At 68.7% G+C, this 21,604-nt stretch carries 23 protein-coding genes and 1 pseudogene; 11 read left to right on the plus strand and 13 right to left on the minus strand.

Annotated elements, in window-relative coordinates:
- Nucleotides 1–55 precede the first annotated feature (55 nt).
- Nucleotides 56–295, minus strand: a pseudogene (locus AB0E69_RS39255) (hypothetical protein); the annotation flags it as partial.
- A gap of 296 nt (nt 296–591) precedes the next feature.
- On the opposite strand from AB0E69_RS39255, the gene AB0E69_RS39260 reads away from it, so the two are divergent.
- Nucleotides 592–1,830 (plus strand): MFS transporter, encoded by a 1,239-nt coding sequence (locus tag AB0E69_RS39260; RefSeq protein ID WP_360158858.1) that lies wholly within the window; start codon nt 592–594, stop codon nt 1,828–1,830.
- Between the two features lie 21 nt (nt 1,831–1,851).
- Here the strand turns inward: AB0E69_RS39260 and AB0E69_RS39265 are convergent, their stop codons facing one another.
- The 4 genes from AB0E69_RS39265 to AB0E69_RS39280 all read right to left on the minus strand — a co-directional run bounded on the left by AB0E69_RS39265 (nt 1,852) and on the right by AB0E69_RS39280 (nt 6,615).
- Nucleotides 1,852–2,838, minus strand: coding sequence for a TerC/Alx family metal homeostasis membrane protein (locus AB0E69_RS39265; protein WP_360158861.1), 987 nt, complete (start codon nt 2,836–2,838; stop codon nt 1,852–1,854).
- A gap of 291 nt (nt 2,839–3,129) precedes the next feature.
- Nucleotides 3,130–4,323: an ABC transporter permease gene (locus tag AB0E69_RS39270; protein ID WP_360158864.1), complete on the minus strand. Its 1,194-nt coding sequence runs from the start codon at nt 4,321–4,323 to the stop codon at nt 3,130–3,132.
- Complete coding sequence (locus tag AB0E69_RS39275) at nt 4,313–5,026, minus strand: ABC transporter ATP-binding protein (RefSeq protein WP_360158867.1); 714 nt, start codon at nt 5,024–5,026, stop codon at nt 4,313–4,315. The genes AB0E69_RS39270 and AB0E69_RS39275 overlap by 11 nt, the downstream gene beginning before the upstream one ends.
- Complete coding sequence (locus AB0E69_RS39280) at nt 5,023–6,615, minus strand: peptidoglycan-binding protein (protein WP_360158870.1); 1,593 nt, start codon at nt 6,613–6,615, stop codon at nt 5,023–5,025. The genes AB0E69_RS39275 and AB0E69_RS39280 overlap by 4 nt, the downstream gene beginning before the upstream one ends.
- A gap of 145 nt (nt 6,616–6,760) precedes the next feature.
- Here AB0E69_RS39280 and AB0E69_RS39285 point away from each other — a divergent pair, with 145 nt between their 5' ends.
- The 6 genes from AB0E69_RS39285 (at nt 6,761) to AB0E69_RS39310 (ending at nt 12,707) form a co-directional block, all read left to right on the plus strand.
- Entirely contained in the window at nt 6,761–7,417 is a 657-nt protein-coding gene (locus AB0E69_RS39285) for a response regulator transcription factor (RefSeq protein WP_360158873.1), read from the plus strand.
- Nucleotides 7,414–8,583 carry a HAMP domain-containing sensor histidine kinase gene (locus AB0E69_RS39290; RefSeq protein ID WP_360158876.1) on the plus strand — a complete coding sequence of 390 codons (1,170 nt, stop codon included), beginning with the start codon at nt 7,414–7,416 and terminating at the stop codon, nt 8,581–8,583. The genes AB0E69_RS39285 and AB0E69_RS39290 overlap by 4 nt, the downstream gene beginning before the upstream one ends.
- Before the next feature lie 283 nt (nt 8,584–8,866).
- On the plus strand, nt 8,867–9,100 hold the full coding sequence (locus tag AB0E69_RS39295) for a septal ring lytic transglycosylase RlpA family protein (RefSeq protein ID WP_360158879.1): 234 nt from the start codon (nt 8,867–8,869) through the stop codon (nt 9,098–9,100).
- Nucleotides 9,101–9,113: 13 nt separating this feature from the next.
- The gene (locus AB0E69_RS39300) at nt 9,114–9,716 is read left to right on the plus strand and encodes a cell wall protein (protein WP_360158882.1); all 603 of its coding nucleotides are present in this window, start codon (nt 9,114–9,116) and stop codon (nt 9,714–9,716) included.
- Nucleotide 9,717: 1 nt separating this feature from the next.
- Nucleotides 9,718–10,527 (plus strand): MauE/DoxX family redox-associated membrane protein, encoded by an 810-nt coding sequence (locus tag AB0E69_RS39305; protein WP_360158885.1) that lies wholly within the window; start codon nt 9,718–9,720, stop codon nt 10,525–10,527.
- Between the two features lie 137 nt (nt 10,528–10,664).
- The gene (locus AB0E69_RS39310; protein WP_360158888.1) at nt 10,665–12,707 is read left to right on the plus strand and encodes a PQQ-dependent sugar dehydrogenase; all 2,043 of its coding nucleotides are present in this window, start codon (nt 10,665–10,667) and stop codon (nt 12,705–12,707) included.
- Here AB0E69_RS39310 and AB0E69_RS39315 read toward each other — a convergent pair.
- The 3 genes from AB0E69_RS39315 to AB0E69_RS39325 are packed head-to-tail and all read right to left on the minus strand — an operon-like array spanning nt 12,704 to nt 14,861.
- Nucleotides 12,704–13,384 carry a hypothetical protein gene (locus AB0E69_RS39315; RefSeq protein ID WP_360158891.1) on the minus strand — a complete coding sequence of 227 codons (681 nt, stop codon included), beginning with the start codon at nt 13,382–13,384 and terminating at the stop codon, nt 12,704–12,706. The two genes, AB0E69_RS39310 and AB0E69_RS39315, sit on opposite strands and share 4 nt — an antisense overlap.
- Nucleotides 13,381–14,154 carry a hypothetical protein gene (locus AB0E69_RS39320; protein ID WP_360158894.1) on the minus strand — a complete coding sequence of 258 codons (774 nt, stop codon included), beginning with the start codon at nt 14,152–14,154 and terminating at the stop codon, nt 13,381–13,383. Before AB0E69_RS39320 ends, AB0E69_RS39315 begins: the two co-directional genes overlap by 4 nt.
- A complete protein-coding gene (locus AB0E69_RS39325) occupies nt 14,151–14,861 on the minus strand; it encodes an ATP-binding cassette domain-containing protein (RefSeq protein ID WP_360158897.1) in 711 nt (236 codons plus the stop codon). Before AB0E69_RS39325 ends, AB0E69_RS39320 begins: the two co-directional genes overlap by 4 nt.
- 131 nt (nt 14,862–14,992) lie before the next feature.
- Here AB0E69_RS39325 and AB0E69_RS39330 point away from each other — a divergent pair, with 131 nt between their 5' ends.
- Together AB0E69_RS39330 and AB0E69_RS39335 are read left to right on the plus strand one after the other, a co-directional pair.
- Nucleotides 14,993–15,853 carry a histidine kinase gene (locus tag AB0E69_RS39330; RefSeq protein ID WP_360158900.1) on the plus strand — a complete coding sequence of 287 codons (861 nt, stop codon included), beginning with the start codon at nt 14,993–14,995 and terminating at the stop codon, nt 15,851–15,853.
- Nucleotides 15,850–16,524: a response regulator transcription factor gene (locus tag AB0E69_RS39335; RefSeq protein ID WP_360158903.1), complete on the plus strand. Its 675-nt coding sequence runs from the start codon at nt 15,850–15,852 to the stop codon at nt 16,522–16,524. Before AB0E69_RS39330 ends, AB0E69_RS39335 begins: the two co-directional genes overlap by 4 nt.
- A 16-nt stretch (nt 16,525–16,540) precedes the next feature.
- Here AB0E69_RS39335 and AB0E69_RS39340 read toward each other — a convergent pair whose 3' ends face one another.
- The 4 genes from AB0E69_RS39340 to AB0E69_RS39355 form a co-directional block, all read right to left on the minus strand.
- Nucleotides 16,541–17,455, minus strand: coding sequence for a zinc-binding dehydrogenase (locus tag AB0E69_RS39340; protein WP_360158906.1), 915 nt, complete (start codon nt 17,453–17,455; stop codon nt 16,541–16,543).
- Nucleotides 17,456–17,519: 64 nt separating this feature from the next.
- Nucleotides 17,520–18,377, minus strand: a complete 858-nt coding sequence (locus AB0E69_RS39345) for a haloalkane dehalogenase (RefSeq protein WP_360158909.1) — start codon at nt 18,375–18,377, stop codon at nt 17,520–17,522.
- A 10-nt stretch (nt 18,378–18,387) separates the two neighbouring features.
- Complete coding sequence (locus AB0E69_RS39350; RefSeq protein WP_360158912.1) at nt 18,388–18,831, minus strand: MarR family transcriptional regulator; 444 nt, start codon at nt 18,829–18,831, stop codon at nt 18,388–18,390.
- 65 nt (nt 18,832–18,896) lie between these two features.
- Nucleotides 18,897–19,400 (minus strand): NUDIX hydrolase, encoded by a 504-nt coding sequence (locus tag AB0E69_RS39355; RefSeq protein WP_360158915.1) that lies wholly within the window; start codon nt 19,398–19,400, stop codon nt 18,897–18,899.
- 18 nt (nt 19,401–19,418) lie between these two features.
- Here AB0E69_RS39355 and AB0E69_RS39360 point away from each other — a divergent pair, with 18 nt between their 5' ends.
- Both AB0E69_RS39360 and AB0E69_RS39365 read left to right on the plus strand, forming a co-directional pair.
- The gene (locus tag AB0E69_RS39360) at nt 19,419–19,817 is read left to right on the plus strand and encodes a VOC family protein (protein WP_360158918.1); all 399 of its coding nucleotides are present in this window, start codon (nt 19,419–19,421) and stop codon (nt 19,815–19,817) included.
- A gap of 113 nt (nt 19,818–19,930) precedes the next feature.
- Nucleotides 19,931–21,034 carry an FAD-dependent oxidoreductase gene (locus AB0E69_RS39365; protein ID WP_360158921.1) on the plus strand — a complete coding sequence of 368 codons (1,104 nt, stop codon included), beginning with the start codon at nt 19,931–19,933 and terminating at the stop codon, nt 21,032–21,034.
- On the opposite strand, the gene AB0E69_RS39370 is transcribed toward AB0E69_RS39365, so the two are convergent.
- Nucleotides 21,027–21,560, minus strand: coding sequence for a GNAT family N-acetyltransferase (locus tag AB0E69_RS39370; RefSeq protein WP_360158924.1), 534 nt, complete (start codon nt 21,558–21,560; stop codon nt 21,027–21,029). The two genes, AB0E69_RS39365 and AB0E69_RS39370, sit on opposite strands and share 8 nt — an antisense overlap.
- Nucleotides 21,561–21,604: the final 44 nt, after the last annotated feature.

Below are 21,604 nucleotides of genomic sequence, written 5' to 3' on the forward strand. Positions count from 1 at the left end.
CCGCGCGGAACCCGGGCACGTACTTCGTGACCGCCCACAACCGCCCGCCGTACCACGCCGGTCCCGCCACCCGCGCCGGAACCATCCACCCGAGCCGGGTCAGATGATCCAGCACCGCGGACTCGTACCGAAGGTCCTCCTCGGTCCGCAGCACGTGGTAGCGCCGAAGAATCAGCTCTTCTCCGCCGGCACCCCGGACGAGCCAGTTCCCGTTGCCGATCGACTCGTCGTCACCGGCACGGGTCGGCTCGATTCCGGCCGCATCGACCCCCAGAGCCGCGAGGACCGCGTGCATCTCTGCGTCTCCTCGGCGTCCGGGGTGAGTTCGTGCCCGGCAGCGGGCAAAAACCTGACCCGACCATCACGGGGGAACGGCCGGGCCAGGCTCTTCGATGGTACTCCTGCTCACCCGCTGTGGTCTCTAATTCGGCGGCGGACTCGCCGGGGCTGCTCTACCCTGAGTGGCATGCGTAGCCAGTTCCAGTAAGCGCACCGCCGCGGCCCCCGCGCCGCCGTTGTGCGTCACGTCGAGCCTGACCAGTCCCGGTCACGCTTCGTCATGCCTGCACACGCTTTCTGGAGCACACTCAGATGTCTACCTATCGGTCCGCGGATCCGGTCCGGACCTACTACGCCTACGGCTGCGCCTCATCGTTCCTCTTCGCCCTCTGTTTCACCCTCAGCGCGGTCTACTACGTCCGCGACGCCGGCCTCGACCCGCTGCAGATGGTGCTCGTTGGTACCACCCTCGAATTGGCCTGCTTCCTGTTCGAGGTACCGACCGGCATCGTCGCCGACCTCTACAGCCGGCGGCTCTCGATCGTCATCGGCTTCACGCTGATCGGCGCCGGCTTCCTGCTGCAGGGTCTGGTACCGGCGTTCCTCGCGATCCTCGCCGCCCAGGTACTGTGGGGTGCCGGCTACACCTTCACCTCGGGTGCGGACCAGGCCTGGATCACCGACGAGATCGGCACCGAGCGGGCCGCGAAGGTGATGGTCCGCGGCCAGCAGTTCGGCCTGGCCGGGACGATCGCCGGCACGCTCACCGCGGGCGCGCTCGGGCTGCTCAGCCTGGGGCTGCCGATGGTGCTCGCCGGCGCCGGCATGGTTCTCCTCGCCCTGATCCTCACGCTGGCGATGCGGGAGGACAACTTCCAGCGCACGCCGCGCGCGGAGCGGGAGACGTTCAAGCACATGCTGGACACCCTCAAGGACGGGATCGAGACCGCCCGCCGCCGTCCTGTCGTCCGCACCCTGGTGGTGATCAGCCTGATCGCGGGCCTGTCCAGCGAGGCGTTCGACCGGCTGTGGTCGGTGAAGATGCTGACCTTCACCTTCCCGACCGTGCTCGGTACGTCGGACCCGGCGTTCTGGTTCACCGTCCTCGCCCTGGCCGGCACCCTGCTCTCGCTGGGTACGTCGCTCGCGCTCACCCGGTTCGCTCCGAACCGGCTGCAGGCATCGCACCCGACCGGCATCCTCGCGACGCTGGCCTTCCTGCAGGTCGCCGGCGTGGTCACGTTCGCCCTCGCCGGCAACCTGTGGCTCGCGCTCGCGGCGCTCTGGCTGCGGACGGTCGCCGACACGGTCACGTACCCGATCGAATCGGCCTGGCTCAACCGGCACCTCGAGTCGCGCTCCCGGGCGACCGTGATCTCGATGGTGTCGCAGGCGAACGCGATCGGTCAGGTCGCCGGCGGCCCGCCGCTCGGTGCGCTCGGGCGGACGTCGCTGCGCGGCGCCCTGCTCGCGTCCGGCCTGATCTGGGCGCCGATCCCGGCGTTGTACCTGCGCCTCAAGGAGACCCGGCGTACCGCGGAAGTCGCCTGAGCCGGACAGCAGGGCCGGGGTTCAGTCGTTGACCTTGACGCGAACCTCGGCCCGGCGATTGTCATACGACGACTTCACCAGGCTCACGACCGTGGTCACGAACAGCGTGCCGATGATGAAGCCGAGCGAGGTGAGGATGCCGATGTGCGGCAGGTGGATCGCGCCGATGTCGTCGATGTGCGAGCCGTGCAGCGCCTCGATGATCAGCTTCACGCCGATGAACGCGAGGATCACGGACAGCCCGACGTTCAGGTAGACGATCCGCTCGAGCAGGCCGCCGATCAGGAAGTACAGCTGGCGCAGGCCCATCAGCGCGAACGCGTTGGCGGTCAGCACGATGTAGGCGTCCTGGGTGAGGCCGAAGATCGCCGGGATCGAGTCGAGCGCGAAGATCACGTTCGCCAGCCCGATCGCGGAGATCACGATCACCAGCGGGGTGAACATCCGCTTGCCGTTGGAGCGGGTGGTCAGGTTGGCGCCGTCGTAGTCGTGCGTCAGCGGCAGGACCTTGCGGAGTCCGCGCAGTACGGCGTTCTCCTGGAAGTCGGCCTCGTCGTTCTCGCCCTCGAGGGCCAGCCGGACTGCGGTATAGACCAGGAACGCGCCGAAGATGTAGAACACCCAGCTGGCCGCCGAGATCGCCGCCGCGCCGGCCAGGATGAAGATCGCCCGGAGCAGCATCGAGACCACGATGCCGATGTAGAGCACCTTGTCCTGCGCCAGGCTCGGGACGGCGAACCGGGCCATGATGATCACGAAGACGAACAGGTTGTCGACGCTGAGGCTGTACTCCGTGATGTACCCGGCCACGAACTCGCTGCCCGCCTGCCCGGGACTGAACAGGAACAGGCCGAGCGCGAACAGCCCGGCCAGGCCGACGTAGAACAGCACCCACCGCGTCGCGTCCTTGATCGTCACCGTGTGGTTGCGGCGTGCGATCACGACCAGGTCGAACGCGACGATGGCGAGCAGACCGATGATCGTCAGCACCCACACGAGTGGGGACATGACCGAGACCATGACAAACCTCCGGACGTCTGCAGATTTCCAGCGTGGTCCGGAGGTCTCTTCCGCCCAGGATTCCTGGGCCGGCAGCACCGGTTCGGCCGTCCAGGCCTCCCGTGATGACGACGCTGCCGTTCCGGGCCACTCAGTGCAACCAGCGGCCCGAGAGGAATACTCCCCTCCTCAACTCTCCGATTGTATCCGGTCGCGATGCATACCACCGTGCAACAGGTCACAAGCAGAGCGTTTAGAATGATCGTATACCGCATACAGGCGCCACGCCAGTCGATCCGTTCAGGGCGTCGCCAGGGCCTCCGTCGGCGAGAGTCGGGACGCCCGGACCGCTGGGTACAGACCGGCGAGGCTGCCGATGAGCAGGGTGGCGCCGATCCCGCCGGCCAGGGCCCACGGTGGTACGACGGCCGGCCAGCCTTGCGAGAACGCGTACCCGATCGTCACCAGGGACCCGATCACCGCGCCGCCGAGTCCGCCCAGCGTGGAGAGCAACAGCGCCTCGGCCAAGAACTGGGACCGGATCTGTCCACGGGTCGCTCCGAGCGATCGGCGCAGGCCGATCTCGCCGCGGCGTTCGAGCACCGAGATCACCATCGTGTTGGCGACGCCCACTCCGCCGACAAGGAGCGCGACCGCGCCGAGGCCGAGGAGTAGTGCGTTCAGGGTGGCGTCGGCGGCCTCCTGAGCCGCCAGCGCGTCCGATGGCCGGGAGACGTCTACCTCGTTGGGCGCCTCGGGGTTGGCCGTTGCCGCTAGCACCTTCTGTACGGCGGCGACCTGGTCGTCGTCCGCTCGCGCGTACAGGTTGGTCGGGAAGCCGTCGAAATCGAACACCTGTTGCGCGATCGGCCAGCCGACGATCGCGGAATTGTCGAGCTCGGGTGCCAGCGGCGCCGGCTGGAGGATGCCGACCACGGTGAACCACTGCTTGCCGAGATAGACCGGCCGGCCTGGGGCGACCCCGAGATGCCCCGCAGCCTGCGCTCCCAGGACGACGGCCGGATACTTCTCTGTCGCCGCGTTGAGGAACACCCCGTCGGCCATGGCGCCACTGACGGTCGGGAGCAGGTCCACCTTCGCCGCGATGACCTGGATGCCACCGGTCTGTCCGGCCGGAATCTTGTCGGTGCGGTACACGCTCACGTTCTTCACCAGACCGGTCGCGGACACCGAGGTCACCGGCTGGATCCGGCCGACCATTGCCAGGGACTCGATCGGCAGATGAACATCCTCGCCGAACAGGTTCTTGCCCGGTCCCGCGGTGAGAAGGTTCGTCCCGAGCGAATCCAGTTGCCGGTTGAGATCCTCTCGGCTCGAGCTGGAGATGCCCACCACCGCGACCATCGCCGCGATCCCGATGGCAATACCCAGGGCCGACAGAACCACCCGCAGCGGCCGCGCCCGCAGCCCGGCCAGACCGACCCGCACCAGATCCGTGCCGCTGAGCCGCGGCGGCACCAGCTCAGTAGCCATGGTGATCACCGCCGACCCGCTGCTCGGTCCCGGCTGCCGATGCCGCGAGGATCCGGCCGTCGTGGATCTGCACCTGTCGCGGCAGCTGAGCTGCGATGTCACGGTCATGGGTGATGATCAGGACTGTGGTCCCTGCGCGGTGCAGCGTCCGGAGGAGCTCCAGCACGCCCGCGCCGGCGACACTGTCCAGGTTTCCCGTGGGTTCGTCGGCCAGGAGCAGAGGTGGGCGGCCGATGACGGCGCGTGCGATCGCGACGCGCTGCCGTTCTCCGCCGGAGAGTTGGTGCGGCCGGTGGTCGAGGCGGTGGCCTAGTCCCACCTGTTCGAGTGCGGCCGCGGCCCGGCGTAGTCGCTCCGTCCGCGGCACTCCGGCGTACAGCAGTCCGTCCGCGACGTTGTCGATGGCAATGACGCCGGCGGTGAGATAGAACTGCTGGAACACGAAGCCGATCCGCTGCGACCGAAGCGCCGACACCTCGCGATCCGACAGCGTGCCGATCTCGTACCCGTCGATCCGGACCGTGCCCGAGGTGGGTGCGTCCAGCGTGCCGATCAGGTTCAGCAGCGTGGATTTCCCCGACCCGGACGGTCCGACGATCCCGACCAGCTCGCCGCGCTCGACCCGCAGGTTCGCGTCGGCGATCGCGGTGACGCCGCCGGCATAGCGTTTGGTCGCGGCATCGAGTTCGACCAGGCTCGTCATGACGGAACCCCCACTTCGGTCCCGTCGGTGATGCCGCCGCCGGAGATCTCGACCTTGCCGTCGGCGAACATGCCGGTCTGCACCGCGACGTACGACGTCTTGCCGTCACTGACAACCTGGACGCCGTACCCGCCCTCGGCGAGTGCTACCAGCGCGGTGACCGGTACGGCGAGCACGCCCTGCTTGTGTGCCGACACGAGCGCGACGTCCACCGGTGCGGAGTCGAGACCGCCCGCTGCCGCGGGATCGGTCAGGGTGATGACGACCGGGACGTTCGGTGGTTTGTCGCTGCCCTGCTCCGGCACGGTCGCCACGGTCGAGACGCTGGCCACGGTGCCGGCCGAGCTCTTCCCGGTCGGCAGCGTGACGGTTGCCGTCAGCCCCTTCTTCACCAGGTACTGCTTGGCGACGTCCAGCCCGACGACCACGAGCGGCTTGGTGCCGCTGTAGGTCAGGATCTCGTTGTTCGCGTTCGAGCCGACCCGGTCGCCTACCTCGAGCGAGTGCAGCGCGATCCGGAGGTCGCCGTCCCCGACGAGGTTGGCCGGCGGTCCCAACTGGGCCATCACCACGTGGTGCGGGTCGACGGTGCCCGTGCCGGGCTGACCGGTCGCGAGCTGCCAGGCCTTCACCGCGGTCGTTGTCGCGGCGTCGTACCCGGTGTTGGGCTTCTGCTCGAAGTAGCCGAGCGTCGCGAGGTTCTGCTCGACCTCCAGCACATCGATGCCCTTGGCACCCGTCGACAGCGGACGGTAGAGCGGTGTGGTGCCCTTCAGCAGGATGACCGGGACGTTGTCGATCTTGTAGACGGGCTGCCCGACCTTCACCGCCGACCCCTCTGGCGCGATCCAGGTGATCGTGCCGTTGCTCGGTGGCGCCGTCATGGGCTGCGGCACGCCGTACGACAGCGTGCCGCTCACATGCACTGACTGCACCAGATCCGTCTTCACGACCTTCGCGGTCGGCGTCGCCGCTGCGCTGCCTGTCTCGGCCGCGCTGCCGCCGCCACCGACTCCGACGACGACGGCGATCAGGATCGCGGCCAGCACCGCTCCGCCGCCGACCAGCAGCAGCCGTCTCTTTCGCTCGGTCATCCGGCTGCTCCTTGCAGGATGGCTGCAGGCCTTGGATGCCTTCTGGAAGGTGGGACTGTTCCGATCGACAGCGCCGCCGCCGAACAGACCGTCCTTGCTGCCCGGCTTCGGGTCCGGGAAGTCCGGCAGGCCGTTCGCCCGCATGCACTTGGAGAACGCCAGGTACTTGGTCAGGTCGATCGGCGCGGTGCTACCGCGGACGCCGCCTGGCAGGAGGTCCTTGCAGGCCTCGAGTGCGGTTTTGAACGCCGGTGTCTCGGTCAGTGCCGGGTCGAGTCCGGTCAGGCCCTTGCCGGGGTCGGGTTCGGCCACTTCGACGCCGTGGTTCTGCATGCATTCGCTGAACGTTGTCGCGGCCTTCGTCGAGGACGGTCCGGCCGGGGCGCTCGTCGTACTGGACGGCTGATCCGCGGTCGGCACTGCCTGACCGCCGCCGGAGGAACCGCACGCGGTCAAGGCCGTGGCAAGCAGTATCAGTACTGCGATTCGTCGCATGATCGTTCTCCTTCTGACCGGCGTCCTGATGTCCAGAAGTCAAGCGAGTGGCCGATAACCAGGGCGTAACCGCGAGCGCGTTGGTTATGCGGTGGTTATGTCGCAGACGGCAGGATGGTGACGACGGGCGGAGCGGAGGACATCCATGCGGATTCTGGTGGTCGAGGACGAGGACGTCCTCGCGGACGCGGTGGCCGAGGGGCTGCGACGGGAGTCGTTCGCCGTCGACGTCGTGTACGACGGTGCGGCCGCGCTGCGCCGGATCGAGGTCAACGCGTACGACGTCGTCGTACTGGACCGGGATCTGCCCCTGGTGCACGGTGACGAGGTCTGCCGGCGGATCGTCGACGGTGGCTCGTCCGCGCGGGTATTGATGCTGACGGCATCGACCGCGGTCCGGGACCGGGTGGCCGGCCTGGCGATCGGGGCGGACGACTACCTTGGCAAGCCGTTCTCGTTCGCCGAGCTGGCGGCCCGGGTGCACGCATTGGCCCGGCGGTCGCAGCCCGCCGTACCGCCGCTGCTCGAGCGGGCCGGGGTCCGGCTGGATCCGGCTCGGCGTTCGGTCGAGCGGGACGGCCGGCCGATCGCCCTGGCGAACCGGGAGTTCGCCGTACTGGTCGAGCTGTTGCGGGCCGAGGGATCGGTCGTGTCGGCCGAGACGCTGTTGGAGAAGGTGTGGGACGAGAACATCGACCCGTTCACCAATGCGGTCCGGGTGACGGTGATGAAACTGCGCCGGAAGCTCGGCGATCCGCCGCTGGTCGAGACGGTGCCGGGCGTGGGGTATCGGCTGTCATGACGCTCCGGGCGCGGCTCACAATCCTGTACGGCGGCCTCTTTCTGTTCGCAGGTGCCGTCCTGCTCACCGTCACCTACTTCCTGGTGCAGAACAGCCTCGCGGCACAGCTGGACCGTCAGACCGACGCGCGCGTCGCCGGCCTGCGGGCGGAAGCCACGAAGACACCGGGACGGGATGTCGACAAGCTCATCGACCAGATCAGGCAGCAGCAGGAGGAGCTCCGGACGACGGCGTCCCGGTCGGTTCTGACCCAGGGCGGGATCGCGTTGCTCGGGGTCGGACTGCTCTCCGGGCTTTCGGGGTGGCTGGTCGCGGGCCGGGCCCTGCGGCCCGTGCAGCAGATGCGTGAGACGGCGCAACGGATCGCCTCGGCGAACCGGGTCGGATCGGGTCTGCACGAGCGGATCGCGCTGGATGGTCCGGATGACGACGTGAAGCTGCTGGCGGACAGTTTCGACGAGATGCTGGAGCGGCTCGACCGGTCGTTCGACGGGCAGCGGCGATTCGTGGCGAACGCGTCGCACGAGCTTCGGACGCCGTTGGCGATGAACCGGGTGCTGGTGGAGGTCGCGCTCGGGGATCCTGCCGTACCGGAGCAGACGAAGGACCTGGGTCACTCGCTGCTGAAGGTGAACCGGCGGCATGAGCAGTTGATCGAGGGGCTGCTACTACTTGCGGAGAGCGAAAGCGTGGCCGTCGACAAGCAGCCGATCGACCTGGCGGCGATCGCCGGTGAGGTGATGGAGTCGACCACGACCGAGCTCACTGCGCGCTCATCACTACGCGCCGCCCCGACCGAAGGTGACCCGGTGTTGCTGGGTCGATTGGTCGAGAACCTCGTCCAGAACGCCCTTCGCTACAACCGCGCGGACGGCTGGCTGTCGGTGGAGACGTTCAGCCGCGATGGTCATGCGGTGCTGAAGGTGAGCAACTCCGGGAGTGTGGTTCCGGAGTACGCGGTGGAGTCGCTCTTCGAACCGTTCCGGCGGCTGGGGACGTCACGGACGACCACCGACCACAAAGGCTCCGGGCTCGGGCTGTCGATCGTCCGCGCGATCGCGGAGGCTCACGGCGGCGGAGCCTCCGCCCACGCCCGGACCGACGGCGGTCTGGACGTCGAGATCACGTTGCCTGCTTCTCCCCGTCGTACCGCCGGCGAACACTAGGCAAAAACTTTCCATTTCTCGCCGAGCTCTGGGAGATTCCGCCAAACCGGAGTACAAACGATTCCGTTAGGTCTTACCGCCCCTAGGCCTAGGAGGAATTGTTATGGCCGGTATTCGAGCCGAAGCCTCGTGGTTCTGTTGTGGGAACGCATGGGGACCCTGCGGAACGGCAGGGCACGGTGCCTGTGGCACCTGCAACTCGGGGAACTTCCAGCACGCGTGGCCGAACACCTCGGACGGGTGTTACGCCATCACTCACCCGGACAGCTGTGGGATCACCGGGATGTCCCGGCGCACCTGCGGCTTCCGGCACGCAACGACCAACCTGTGCAACGGGAAACGAGTCGTCACGTCGATCGCGGACTGCGGTCCGCAGACCGACCTGTTCTGCGGCGAGCGGACCTGCTGCGGCGGGACCTGCGCGTCCAACCGGGTGATCGACCTGACCCCGGCCGCCTTCTCCGCGATCGGCAGCCTGAACGGCGGCCTGATCCCGGTCTCGATCGACGTGGGCTGAGAGGGGAACCGAGATGACCACCACCATGGATCGCCGCGCCCTGCTCTCCCGCGCCGCCCTCGGCGCGACCGGCTTGGTCGCCGCCAGCGCCCTGGGTTCGCTCGCCCCGGAGACCGCGTTCGCCGCGGGCGCGCAGTACCCCGACGCGGGTCAGCCCGACCCGAACTTCGCCGAAGGCCTGATCACCGGCCGGAACCAGGATCTCCTGCAGGTGCAGGGATCCGACGGCCGGCTGCACCGGATCCAGCTCACCGGGGTGACCAGCGTCTGGAAGCTGCAGCCGACCACGATCGACCAGGCCATGGTCGGCGACGGCCTGTACGCCCGCGGCGTCAAGCTCCCCGATGGGACGCTGGCCGCCGAGTCGGTCTGGATCAACATCGTCAACCTGACCGTCGGCATCACCTCGATCGGCCGCTCGAGCGTGCAGTTCGAGCACAATGGCCAGAAGGTCGTCGGGCACGTCCGTCCGGGCCTCACCGCGGCCGTGTACAACGGCACGCCGGCGGTGTCCGACCTGTCGATGCTCAAGGTCGGCCGGCACGCCCAGGTGATCGGCGCCTGGCGACCGGGCACCAACGAGATCGACATCGCGACCATCTACACGTCGAACTGACATGGGCACCGACCTCGCGGCCGCCCAGCCACTCCTGATCGGCCTGCTCCTGCTCTGGTCGTCCTACCACAAGTTCAAGTCCCCCACCGAGGCCGACCGCACCGCCCTCCCCAAGCTCGTTGGCACCACCAACGCCAAACCCGCCTACCTAGCCGTCGGCGCAATCGAGGCCCTGACCGCCCTCGCCCTGCTTGCACCACCTTCCTGGGTAATCGAGAAGGTTGCGGCTGTCGCACTGTTCGCCGGCTTCACCGCCTTCCTCGTCTACTCAAAGATCGTCGTCCCGGAAGCATCCTGCGGCTGCGCAGGCAAATCAGCCAAACCAGTCGGCTACCGCGCAATCGTCCGTGCCATGTTGCTCTTGGCAACAGCCCTCGTGGCCGACGGCAATTGGTGGTCCGCAGGTCCGGCCCTGGCAATCCTGGTGCCCGAAGCAATCATCTTCGTCATGCTGTCCGCCGAGCTCGACCGCTACTGGCTGCTCCCCCTCCGGCGGTTCCGCCTCCGGCTCAGCCACCCCCTGGCCGGTACGGCGACCAGCACCGCTCCACTCGCCGCGACCCAGCGGCGGCTCATCCTCAGTCCGGCGTACCGCTCGGTCGACGGACTACTGCGTTCCGATATCCGCGACTACTGGGACGACGAGGACTGGCGGTACGTGAGCTACACCGCCAGGTACGACGGCCGCCCGGCGACCGCCGTCTTCGCCGTACCGCATCACGACTCCACGCCGGAGTCCATCCGGGTCGCCGTCGTCGAGGAGACGTCGGGCCTGACCCTCTACCGCACGACCGCCCTGGCCGCCGTTTAGCCAACCTTTCTGACCGAAGCCCCCGCGGAGACGCTCCGCGGGGGCTTCGGGCTGTTGACAGACAGAGAGATGGTTAGGAAGCTTTCCTAATAGTTCGTCCCCTGCACCTCCTCCGCCCCGGAACACCAGGAGACCCCATGAAACCCCGTGCGCTGCTGCCGGCGATCGCACTCGCGCTCGCCGCCCTCACGCTGAACGCTCCCCCACCGGCCCTCGCGGCGTCGACCGACTACCAGGCCGAGGACGCGACCATCTCCCAAGGCGCGGTCGAGTCGAACCACGCCGGCTACACCGGCAGTGGGTTCGTCAATTACGACAACCTCGTTGGCAGTTACGTCGAGTGGACCGTCACCGCCCCGGCCGGTCCGGCCGACGTCACGCTCCGGTACGCGAACGGTACGACGGCCACCCGGCCGATGGACTTCACCGTCAACGGCCAGTCCGGCGCGGTCGGGATCACGTTCCCCGGCACCGGCGCGTGGACGACCTGGGCGACCAAGACCGTGCGCCTGCAGCTCGTCGCCGGTACCAACAAGATCCGCGCCCGCGCGACCAGCGCCGACGGCGGTCCGAACGCGGACAAGCTGACCGTCACCCCGACCAACGACGACACCACGCCGCCGTCCGCACCGGGCAACTTGGCGGTCAGCAACATCAAGTCCAACGCGGCCACCTTCACCTGGACGGCCGCCACCGACAACGTCCAGGTCGTCCGGTACGAGATCAACCGCGGCGGCAACGTCCTGAAGGTCGTCGACGGCAACACCCTCTCGGCAACCGTGGACACGCTCACCGCGAACACGGCGTACGACGTCTCGGTCGGCGCGTTCGATGCCGCGGGCAACGCTTCGCAGCAGAGCAACGTAGTCACCTTCACGACACCAGGTAGTGGGGACACCCAACCACCGACACCACCGGGCAACCTGCACTCGACCGGCGTCACCGCGAGCAGCGTGTCGCTGGCCTGGAACGCATCCACCGACAACAGCGGCAGCATCGCCGGGTACGACGTGTACCAGGGCTCGACCAAGGTCGCGACAACCGGTTCGCTGACCGCGACCGTGACCGGTCTGACCGCGAACATGGAGTACACCTTCACGGTCAAGGCTCGCGACCCCGACGGCAACGCGTCCGCCGCAAGCAACGCGGTCACGGTTCGTACTTCGGCCACTGGTACCGGCGGCATTCCGGCGTACGACAAGGACATCGCGAAGGTCGACCTCGGCTGGAGCGTCGCGTTCCTGCCGGACGGGTCCGCGCTGGTCACCGAGCGGGACCGGTTCGAGGTACTGCGGGTCACGGCGAGCGGTCAGAAGACGACCCTCGGGAAGGTGCCGGGCGTCGTCACGACCAGTGGTGAGGGCGGTCTGCTCGGCATCGCGCTGTCGCCGAACTTCGCCAGCGACCACTGGGTGTACTTCTACCACACGGCTTCCGGCGACAACCGGATCGTACGGATGAAGTACGAGAACGGCCAGCTCGCGACCACCTCGTCGCCGGTACTCACCGGGCTGGCGAAGAACCGGTACCACAACGGCGGCCGGATCGCGTTCGGCCCGGACGGCAAGCTGTACGCGACCGTTGGTGACGCCAAGAACTCCGGGAACGCGCAGAACAAGAGCTCGCTGAACGGCAAGATCCTGCGGATGAACCCGGACGGTACGCCACCGAGCGACAACCCGTTCTTCAGCACCGGAGGCAACGCCCGGTACGTGTGGAGCTGGGGGCACCGCAACCCGCAGGGTCTGGCCTGGGACTCGCGCGGACAGCTGTGGGCCGCCGAGTTCGGTGAGAACAGCCAGGACGAGCTCAACCTGATCCAGAAGGGTGGCAACTACGGCTGGCCGGCCTGCGAGGGGACCATCGGCGACTGCGGCGGCTACATCGCACCGAAGCGCACCTGGTCGACGTCCCAGGCCGGACCGAGCGGGATCGAGATCGTCAACGACTGGATCTACATCGCCGGCGTCACCGGCGAGCAGTTGTGGGTGACCAAGATCAACAGCGCCGGTACCGGCGTGGGTACTCCGCAGGCGCTGTTCTCCGGACGGTGGGGCCGCCTGCGCAGTGTCACACGCACACCCGACGGCGGCCTCTGGTTGACGTCGACGAACGACGACAAGAACGGCGGCACCCCGAGCACCATCGACAACGTCATCGTCCGGCTGAAGTTCCCCTAGTGCCCCGCGTCGGAGCGGACGAACCGGAGTACGGCGGCGGTGCCGACGGCCAGGATCCAAGCCAACGCGACCAGCGAACCGGTCGCCGCGGTCAGGACGGTGTCGGTGGAGCTGTACAGCTGAGCCGCGGCGCGATCCGGAAGCCAGCGGGCCTGGTCGGTGATCGCGCCAAGGACGGGTGACACGACCAGGACGAGCGTCAGCATGCCGACGAGCGCCGGCACCAAGTGACGCACGAGCAGTGCGAAGGCATGTGCGAGCAGACCGATCAAGCTCGCGCATGCCGTCGCACCCGCCAACCGCTCGTGAACGAGGTGGCCATCGAGCACGTACTGCGTGGCCGCTGCCGCGGTCACGCTCAGAACAGCGACGACGACCACGGTGATCAGTACCGCCACGGTCTTCCCGGCAACCAGGATCTGGCGAGCCGGTACGGCGATGAGCGAGATCCGCACCTGTCGGCCGGCGTACTCGTGGGACGAGGAGATCACGCCGACCAGCACCAGGCCGGCCTCGACGTACGGCACGACGTCGACCGGTTGGTCTGCCTCGACCTGCGCGGCCGCGATGACGACGGCGACGAGCACTGTCCCGATGGCCGCGAGGATCGTGATCGGCAGCGTCCGGAGCTTGTCGAGCTCGGCGCGGACGACGTACCCGAAGCGGCCGGCTGTCATGCGTCCCGCCGGGCGAAGAGGACTGCCGCACCGAGGCAGCAGGCCACGGCCCAGCCCGTCATGACGAGACCGCCCGGGAGTGCGCCGAGTCCGCCCTCACTCGTGCGGACGCCGACGAACAGGCGGCGACCGGCCAGGTCCGGAAGCCAGTACGCGAGCGGGGTGAGTTTCGTCAGCAGGAACGAGACGGAGACCACCGAGCTGTTCACGATCAGCACGATCAGCGGTACGACGCCGTTGCGGAGCAGCACGGTGAACGCGAAGGCGATCAGCCCGCTCAGGGCCCAGTAGAGCGTCGCGGCCAGGCACCGCAGTACGGCGTCACCGAAGGCCACAGGCTCTGCCCACCCGAGGATCGCGTGCGCGATGCCGACGGTGACGGACATGGTCGCCGCGGCCATCGCGACCACGAGGAGGACGAGCGTGCCCGCCTTCGCGACGAAGAGCCGGCCGCGGTTCGGGGCGGCGATCAGGGTGGTGAGAACCTGTCGGCCACCACCGGCGTCGGCGTTGTTGGCGGTGTACTCGCTGCTGAACGCCACGACGCCCATCACGACCGCGCCGAGCGTGCCGAGCGGTGTCATGGAGAACGCAAGGTTGAACGGCGAAGCGAGCAGGTGGGGATCCAGCTCGCCGGCGTCCCAGGTGCGGTGGGTGTCGATGGCGTTGATCAGGGTGAGCGCGACCGACCCCAGCAGGACGACGGCAAATCCGACCCAGACCGCGGGCAGCGTCGCGGCCTTGCGCACCTCGGCGGCGAGCAGTCTCATCGGACCGCCTCCGGACCGGCGGTCAGCGCGAAGAACGCTGCCTCGAGGTCGTCGTACCCGGCCGTCACCTCGGCGACGGTGCCCGCGGTCACCAGCCGGCCCGCGGCGATGACGACGAGGTCGTCGGCGAGGTCGGCCACTTCTCTCATCAGGTGACTGGACAGCAGGACCGTGCCACCGGCGTCCGCGTGGTCGCGCAGCAGACCGCGGATCCAGCGGATCCCCTCCGGGTCCAGACCGTTGACCGGCTCGTCGAGGACAAGAGTCGTCGGCTCCCCCAGCAGCGCCGCGGCGATCCCGAGCCGCTGCCCCATGCCCAGCGAGTACTTCGCGACCCGGACCCGGGTGGCGTCGGCCAGGCCGACCGTGGCCAGGACCTCGTCGACCCGGCGTTGCGGAATACCGTTGCTACGGGCAACCCAGGCGAGATGGTTCCGGGCCCGCCGGGACCGGTGGGCGCCCGATCCCTCGAGCATGGATCCCACCGTCCGCAGCGGGTCCCGCAAGGTCCGGTACCGGCGGCCGTCGATCAGCGCGCTGCCACTGTCGGGACGGTCGAGGCCGAGCAGGATGCGCAACGTGGACGACTTGCCGGCGCCGTTGGGGCCAAGGAAGGCGGTCACCCGGCCCGGCCGTGCCTCGAAGCCGATGTGGTCGAGGACGGTTCGGTGGCCGCGGTGCTTGACGAGCTGGTCGATCGAGATCATGCCGACGATCTCAGCCGCTCGTCGGCACGTCCGGATCGGACGCTGGTCCGAACCTGGTCCGGTCCGTCGGCCCCTGGTCGGTCAGACCCAGGTCGGAGGCCGAGTCATGGCCGGGAACCTAAACTGACCGGGTGAGATCCGGCGATCGTCCTGTGCTGCGCTCCCGCGCGTGGCCGGTCGCGGGCGTCGTCCTCGTCGTCCTCGTGTTCGGGCTGGCGACGATCGGCTCCAGCCCACCGGTCGCGGCGGTGGCCGCCACCGCCGCGACCCTGGGCTGCGCCGCCGTCGTGGTGATCGCGACCTTGATCCACACCCGGCGGCAACGACGTCGGTACGAGGACGAGCTGACCGCGTGGGCCGCCGAGCGCGCCAGGCACACCGAGCGGCTGCGGATCGCCCGTGACCTGCACGACCTCGCCTCTCACGGCCTCGGGCTGATCACCGTCCGCGCCGCCGCCGCGCGCACGCTGACCGGGCCGGCCGGGGACGCCGAGCGCGCGGCCGCGCTGGCCGACATCGAGCACGCCGGGCGCCAGGCGACCACCGAGCTGCGCCGGATGCTCGCGGTACTGCGGAGGCCGGGCGACGACCCTTCGATGCGCCCGGCAGAGTCGCTCGCCGACCTGCCCCGGCTCATCGACCTGGCCCGCCGGAGCGGGTTGGCCGCGGCCTTGTCGGTTGGCGAGCTCGGCACTGTCTCCGCCGGTACCGAGCTGACCGTCTGCGCGGTCGTCCGCGAAGCGCTCGCGAACGCCGCCCGGCACGCAGGCCCGACCCGCGCCCGGATCGTCGTCCGGCGGGACGGGGACACGATCCTCACCACGGTGACCGACGACGGGCCCGCCGCGGGCTGGTCGCCGCACCCGGGCGCCGGCATCGGGCTCGCCACCCTGCACGAACGGGTCACTGCCCTCGGCGGCACCCTGGAGGCCGCGGCCCACGGTCCAGGCTTCGAGGTCGTCGCACGCCTGCCCGAACCGGTCCGCGGATGAGCACCTCGGTGCTGGTGGTCGACGACCAGCCGCTGATCCGGCACAGCCTGCGTCTGATCGTGGACGGCGCGGACGGCCTCTCGGTCGTCGGCGAAGCGGGGACCGGGGCCGAGGCGGTCGCGCAGGCCCGCGCGTCGCGGCCGGACGTCGTACTGATGGACATCCGGATGCCCGGCGGCGACGGCATCGACGCGACCCGGCGGATCGTCGACGACCCAGCGCTAACGGCAACCCGGGTGCTGGTGCTCAGCATGTTCGAACTGGACGAGTACGTGCACGCGGCCTTGCGCGCGGGCGCCGCCGGCTTCCTGCTGAAGGACGCCGAGCCCGCAGACCTGGTCGACGCCGTACGTCGGACACACGCCGGCGAGTCGCTGTTCGCGCCGAGCATCCTGACCCGGCTGGTCGAGCACTACCTCGGCCGATCGGTGCCCAGGGCAACGGAGCCGCCGGCCCTGCTCACCGAGCGCGAGGCGGAGGTCCTCACGCTCGTCGGCCGCGGTTTGTCCAACCAGGAGATCACCCAGACCCTGGTCATCTCGATGGGGACCGTCAAGACCCACATCGGCAACCTGCTGGCCAAGCTGCACGCCCGCGACCGCGCCCAACTCGTCATCGCCGCCTACGAACGCAGACTCGTCACTCCTTCCCACCCGTCGCCACCCGGCTGAGTCACACGAGCTCTGATCAGGGCAGTAGCAGCGTCTTGCCGAGCGTCGTCCGCGCCTCGATCGCTGCGTGTGCCGCCGCGGCCGCTGTCAATGGAACGGCCTGACCGATGGTGGGCGTGAGCTCGCCCCGCGCCAGTACGTCGAGCGCTCGCCGGGTGAGCTCCCGCCACTCATCCGGCTCCGGTTGGAAGAGCGCGGCGACGTCGACGTCGTCACGGTCGCCCGCGGTGAACTCGCCGCTCGCCGAACCATAGGCGAGGAACCGCCCACCGGACGCCGTGATCGCGTACGCCGCCCGACCGATCTCGCCGCCGGTCGCGTCGAACACCACGTCGACCGCACCGATCTGCTCGGCCCACCCGGCGACCGAGTAGTCCACGACCTCGTGCGCGCCCAGCTCCTTGGCCCGCTTCAACTTCTCGGTACCACGCGCCGCTGCGATCACCGTCGTACCGGTTGCCGCGAGCAACGGAACCAGCCAATTGCCGAGGCTGCCGGTCGCCGCTGTCACCAGCACCCGCTCACCACCGGTGAGCTTTCCGCGCTCCAGTTGCGCCAAGGCAGTCGCACCATCATGCAACGCTGCAAGTGCGACCGTGGTCGGCACACCATCCGGGATCGGGAACACTTCAGCCGCCGGTACGACGGCCTGTTCGGCGTATCCACCTCCCTGGTAGGTCCCGATGCCACCGGTCCCTGCAATCACTCGCTGACCTTCTACTGTTCCGGCGACCCCTGCTCCCAGGACAAACGGTGGCTCGAGCTTGAAGAACTCCTGCCCCCACCCGGCCCGTAGCTGCGTATCCAGGAACAGGACCTCGGCCGCCTCAACCTCCACGACGACTTCGCCAGCACCCGCCTCCGCCGCCGGAGCCTCAAAAACCTCCAGCACCTCGGGCCCACCGAACTGCGTCACTCGCACAACCCGCACCACGAACCTCCTCGACGTTGGTCAGGTCTTCGACGCTAGAACCTGAACCTACGTTGAGGTCAACTCAGCGGAGGTTCTTGCGATCCAGCCAGGTGGAGATTTCGGTGGCGATCTCCTTCGGGCGATCCTCGGCCGCGTGGTGGCCGGCCTCGCCGGCGTGGACGGTTTCGAGCGCCCCCACGTGTGCCGCACACCAGTCGCGCAGGTCGGGACCGATCAGCAGGGTGGGCGAGCCTTCGAAGGTGAGCAGCAGCTTTGGCACGTCGGAGCTCGCGGCGAGCCAGTCGTCGTACGCCTCGATCCTCGCGACCAGTGCCGCCGGATCACCGCCGAGCGGGAGCTGGCGCGCCCAGGCGAGGATCGGCTTCCGCGACTCGGGCGTCGGGTACGGAGCGAGGTACGTCGCGAGGTCGTCCGGGCTGACAGGTGTGCGGACTCCTCCGGTGAAGGCCTGGCGGACGAAGAGGTTCTGTTCGAGGACGAGGTCCTCGCCGGGACCCGGCGTACGGATCAGGCGGGAGCGTTCGGCCGCTTGGGGTGACAGGTCTTCCCACGCCATCGGCTTGATGATCGTCTCGAAGAAGGCGATACCGCGGACACGGCCGGGGTTGCGCCGGGCCCAGTCGAAGGCGAGTGCGCCGCCCCAGTCGTGGCCGACGAGGACGACCTGGTCGAGCTCGAGCGCGTCGAACCAGGCGTCGAGGTACCGCGCGTGGTCGGCGAAGGTGTAGTCGAGCTCGGGCTTGCCGGAGCGGCCCATTCCGATCAGGTCGGGCGCGAGCAACCGGCCGGGGCCGACGTCCGGAAGGATGTTGCGCCAGACGTGCGACGAGGCGGGATTGCCGTGCAGGAAGACGATCGGCGTACCGCTGCCGGTCTCTTCGTAGTGGATGGTGGAGTCGAGTACGGCGAGCTCAGGCATAACGGAGTCCTCACAGAGGTGTGTCGAGTAGTTCGGTCAGATCGCGTACGAACCCGGCGGTCCGTGCGCCGCGGCGGCCGCCGAGCGGGGCCAGCAGTTTGTCGAGCAGACCGGCGACGTCGGCGATCGCGGGCTGGATGGTTTCGCGACCCTTGGCGGTCAGTTCGAGGCGTACGGCGCGCGTGTCGACGGCGTCGCGGGTGCGCTGGATCAGACCGTCGGCGTCGAGGCTGCGGGCGAGCTTGGAGACATACAGCGGCTCCAGACCGGTGTGGTCGGCGAGCTCACGTTGACTCGGCGCGTGCCCGTCACGCTCCAGGCCGTAGAGCGACGCGAGCATGACGTACTGCGCGTGGGTGAGGCCGCGTGGCGCGAGCGCCCGGTCGACGGCGACCCGCCACTTCATCGACAACCGCCAGACCAGGTGGCCGGGGGTCACTGGGTTGTTGCTCATGACAGATACAGTACATGGCTACTATTTACATGGCTAGTGTTTTCTTGTTGGCGTGGCCAACAACTTCAGCGACCGAACTCGGAGTACCTCGGATGGCCGGTGGCGAGGGCCTGCTGGGCGAGGGCGAGCCGGCGCGTCATCGACGGGCGGAGGCGAGGCGCGGCCGCGTCGAGGGTGAGAAAGTAGTGCGCACGGGCTTCGGTCGCGTCCAGGGTGAGCTCGGTCTGCTCGAGGACGCCGCCGTCGAAGACGAAGGCGATCGAGTCGGTCCACGGGCCCCGGGCCGGCACCCAGTCGACGACCAGCAGCGCGCCGATCTCGAGGTCGAGCCCGATCTCCTCCCGCACCTCCCGCCGACAGGCGTCGTACGGCGACTCGTCGAACTCGACGATCCCGCCGGGGATGTCGAGGGTGGGTTTGTAGGTCGGCTCGAGGAAGAGGATCCGCCCGGCCCGGTCGCGAATCAGCGCCCCACCGGCCACGGTCTTCTTCGGAAACCGCGCGGCGATCCCAGGATTGAACTCCTTCTCGGGCTCACCGTCGGCCAGCAGGTCATCCTGTCGGTTCACGGTCCTAGTGTGCTGGTCATGACGCTTCGAGGACGCTCTGAACACGGGCACTGGTTCGGCACGGTGCTCGACGCGCCGGATCCGCAGGCGCTCGGGCTCTTCTACCACGCGGTCCTGGGCTGGGAGATCGCGACCAACGAGCCCGATCAGTTCACGCTGGCAGTGCCTGGCAACTCCCAGACCTATCTGGCCTTTCAACTGCAGCACTCGGCACCATGGGTGCGCCCGACGTGGCCGGCGGAGGCGGGTCAGCAACAGATGATGATGCACCTGGACATCGAGGTGGGCGACCTCGACGCCGCCGTCGCGCACGCACTGGACCTCGGCGCCACCCTCGCCGACTTCCAGCCGCAGGAGGAGGTGCGAGTGCTGCTCGACCCGGCCGGCCATCCGTTCTGCCTCTACACCGACGGCTGAGTCCGAGTCGGCCCGCGTCGCGGCGGCATCCGGTGCGGTTGGTGACGTGATCGTTGTCACGTCACATTCGAACGCATGCCGCGGGTCAGGTGGGTGTCGAAAGGAGTGTGCAGATGACGCACATCGTCGTACTGGGGGCCGGGTACTCCGGTCTGGTCGCGGCCAAGCTGGCTGCCCGCCGTACCGGATCAACTGTCACGCTGGTGAACGCTCGGGAGACGTTCGTCGAGCGGGTCCGGATGCATCAGCTCGCGTCCGGGCAGGCGTTGCCGGAGCGGCCGATCAAGGACCTCGTCACCGGGACCGGGGTCGAGTTCGTCGCGGACCAGGTGGTCCGGATCGATCCGGCGTCGGGCACAGTCGTGCTGAGCGGGCGGGAGCTTCGGTACGACGTCCTGATCTACGCGCTCGGGAGCCGCGCCGATCTGACGTCGGTGCCGGGGGCAAGCGAGTACGCGTACACGGTCGCGGACGTCGACCACGCCCGCAAACTCCGCGATCGGCTGCGTCGGCCCGGGTCCGTCGCGATAGTAGGCGGCGGCCTGACCGGCATCGAAGCCGCAACCGAACTGGCCGAGACGTACCCCGATCGCGTCGTGAAACTGGTGACCAGCGGCACCCTCGGCGCAAACCTCTCGGACCGCGGCCGCCGACACCTACGCAGAACCTTCGCCCGCCTAGGCATCGACCTGATCGAGAACGCGCGCGTGGCTGCGGTCGACGGCGATGGTCTGAAGCTGGAGGACGGCGACCAGGTAGCTGGAGATGTGGTGGTGTGGACGACCGGGTTCGAGGTCTCGCCGCTTGCTACGGAGGCTGGGTTTGCAGTCGACCCGCATGGGCGGATGCAGGTGGACGCGACCTTGCGCTCGACCTCGCATCCGGATGTGTACGCCGTCGGTGATGCGGCCGCCGTACACCGGTCGACCGGGCAGGAGCTGCGCATGGCCTGCGCGACCGGTCTGCCGGCTGCGGCGTGCGCAGTACGGTCGCTGAACGCACGGCTGGACGGACGCGAGGCGAAGCCGCTCCGCTTCCGCTACCTCAATCAGTGCATCAGCCTCGGCCGCAACGACGCCCTGATCCAGTTCGTGCACGCCGACGACTCACGACGCAAGACCGTCCTCACCGGCCGCGCGGCCGCCCGCTACAAGGAGACCATCATCCGTCTCGCCTACCTCACCCAACGCCGCCCGGGCCTCACCGTGCTCACTTGAGCCGCGAGGCGTCCGGCCAGACCATACGGAAGGCCTGCGGAGTGCCGTTGAGGCGCGTGGGGTCGCCGCCGGGTGGGGGGACAGCCTTCTGGCCGGCGTTGGTGGCTCCGGTGGCGAGGTAGAAAGCCTGGGCTCTGGTGTTCTGCTCCAGGACCCAGAGGTACATCGCTTCGCTGGTCGCCTCCTCGATCACTGCCTGAGCAGCTCGAGTCATCAGCTGCCGACCGATGCCGGTGCGCTGCTGGCTGTAGTGGACGTGCAGGTTGTCCACCAGGCTCCCCCACTGCTCGTCGTGGTCGAACATGACGTGCACGAAGCCTTTGAGGTGCCCGTCCTCCTCGGCGAGGACCGTGGCGGTTCCGGCCGGGGCGGAGAGTCGTTCGGACCAGACCTTGGTCCGGTCGGTGACCACGTCGCCGTCCAGGAACGCGTCGGCGTACGCGCCGCGGTAGTGCCGCCGCCAGCTGTCGGCGTGCAGCATCGCGACCTGCTCGGCATCCTCGGCACCGGCAGAGCGGAACTCCATGGGACTCCTCCCAATCGATCAGTTTTCGAGAAGCGGTCGGTACG

Origin of the sequence: Kribbella sp. NPDC026611 (genome assembly GCF_040638345.1) — a bacterium.
Lineage (GTDB): Bacteria > Actinomycetota > Actinomycetes > Propionibacteriales > Kribbellaceae > Kribbella.

Coding starts and splice junctions, on each gene's coding strand:
- AB0E69_RS39260 (WP_360158858.1), top strand. CDS start 592: ATGTCTACCTATCGGTCCGCGGATCCGGTCCGGACCTACTACGCCTAC.
- AB0E69_RS39265 (WP_360158861.1), bottom strand. CDS start 2,838: ATGTCCCCACTCGTGTGGGTGCTGACGATCATCGGTCTGCTCGCCATC.
- AB0E69_RS39270 (WP_360158864.1), bottom strand. CDS start 4,323: ATGGCTACTGAGCTGGTGCCGCCGCGGCTCAGCGGCACGGATCTGGTG.
- AB0E69_RS39275 (WP_360158867.1), bottom strand. CDS start 5,026: ATGACGAGCCTGGTCGAACTCGATGCCGCGACCAAACGCTATGCCGGC.
- AB0E69_RS39280 (WP_360158870.1), bottom strand. CDS start 6,615: ATGCGACGAATCGCAGTACTGATACTGCTTGCCACGGCCTTGACCGCG.
- AB0E69_RS39285 (WP_360158873.1), top strand. CDS start 6,761: ATGCGGATTCTGGTGGTCGAGGACGAGGACGTCCTCGCGGACGCGGTG.
- AB0E69_RS39290 (WP_360158876.1), top strand. CDS start 7,414: ATGACGCTCCGGGCGCGGCTCACAATCCTGTACGGCGGCCTCTTTCTG.
- AB0E69_RS39295 (WP_360158879.1), top strand. CDS start 8,867: ATGTCCCGGCGCACCTGCGGCTTCCGGCACGCAACGACCAACCTGTGC.
- AB0E69_RS39300 (WP_360158882.1), top strand. CDS start 9,114: ATGACCACCACCATGGATCGCCGCGCCCTGCTCTCCCGCGCCGCCCTC.
- AB0E69_RS39305 (WP_360158885.1), top strand. CDS start 9,718: ATGGGCACCGACCTCGCGGCCGCCCAGCCACTCCTGATCGGCCTGCTC.
- AB0E69_RS39310 (WP_360158888.1), top strand. CDS start 10,665: ATGAAACCCCGTGCGCTGCTGCCGGCGATCGCACTCGCGCTCGCCGCC.
- AB0E69_RS39315 (WP_360158891.1), bottom strand. CDS start 13,384: ATGACAGCCGGCCGCTTCGGGTACGTCGTCCGCGCCGAGCTCGACAAG.
- AB0E69_RS39320 (WP_360158894.1), bottom strand. CDS start 14,154: ATGAGACTGCTCGCCGCCGAGGTGCGCAAGGCCGCGACGCTGCCCGCG.
- AB0E69_RS39325 (WP_360158897.1), bottom strand. CDS start 14,861: ATGATCTCGATCGACCAGCTCGTCAAGCACCGCGGCCACCGAACCGTC.
- AB0E69_RS39335 (WP_360158903.1), top strand. CDS start 15,850: ATGAGCACCTCGGTGCTGGTGGTCGACGACCAGCCGCTGATCCGGCAC.
- AB0E69_RS39345 (WP_360158909.1), bottom strand. CDS start 18,377: ATGCCTGAGCTCGCCGTACTCGACTCCACCATCCACTACGAAGAGACC.
- AB0E69_RS39350 (WP_360158912.1), bottom strand. CDS start 18,831: ATGAGCAACAACCCAGTGACCCCCGGCCACCTGGTCTGGCGGTTGTCG.
- AB0E69_RS39360 (WP_360158918.1), top strand. CDS start 19,419: ATGACGCTTCGAGGACGCTCTGAACACGGGCACTGGTTCGGCACGGTG.
- AB0E69_RS39365 (WP_360158921.1), top strand. CDS start 19,931: ATGACGCACATCGTCGTACTGGGGGCCGGGTACTCCGGTCTGGTCGCG.
- AB0E69_RS39370 (WP_360158924.1), bottom strand. CDS start 21,560: ATGGAGTTCCGCTCTGCCGGTGCCGAGGATGCCGAGCAGGTCGCGATG.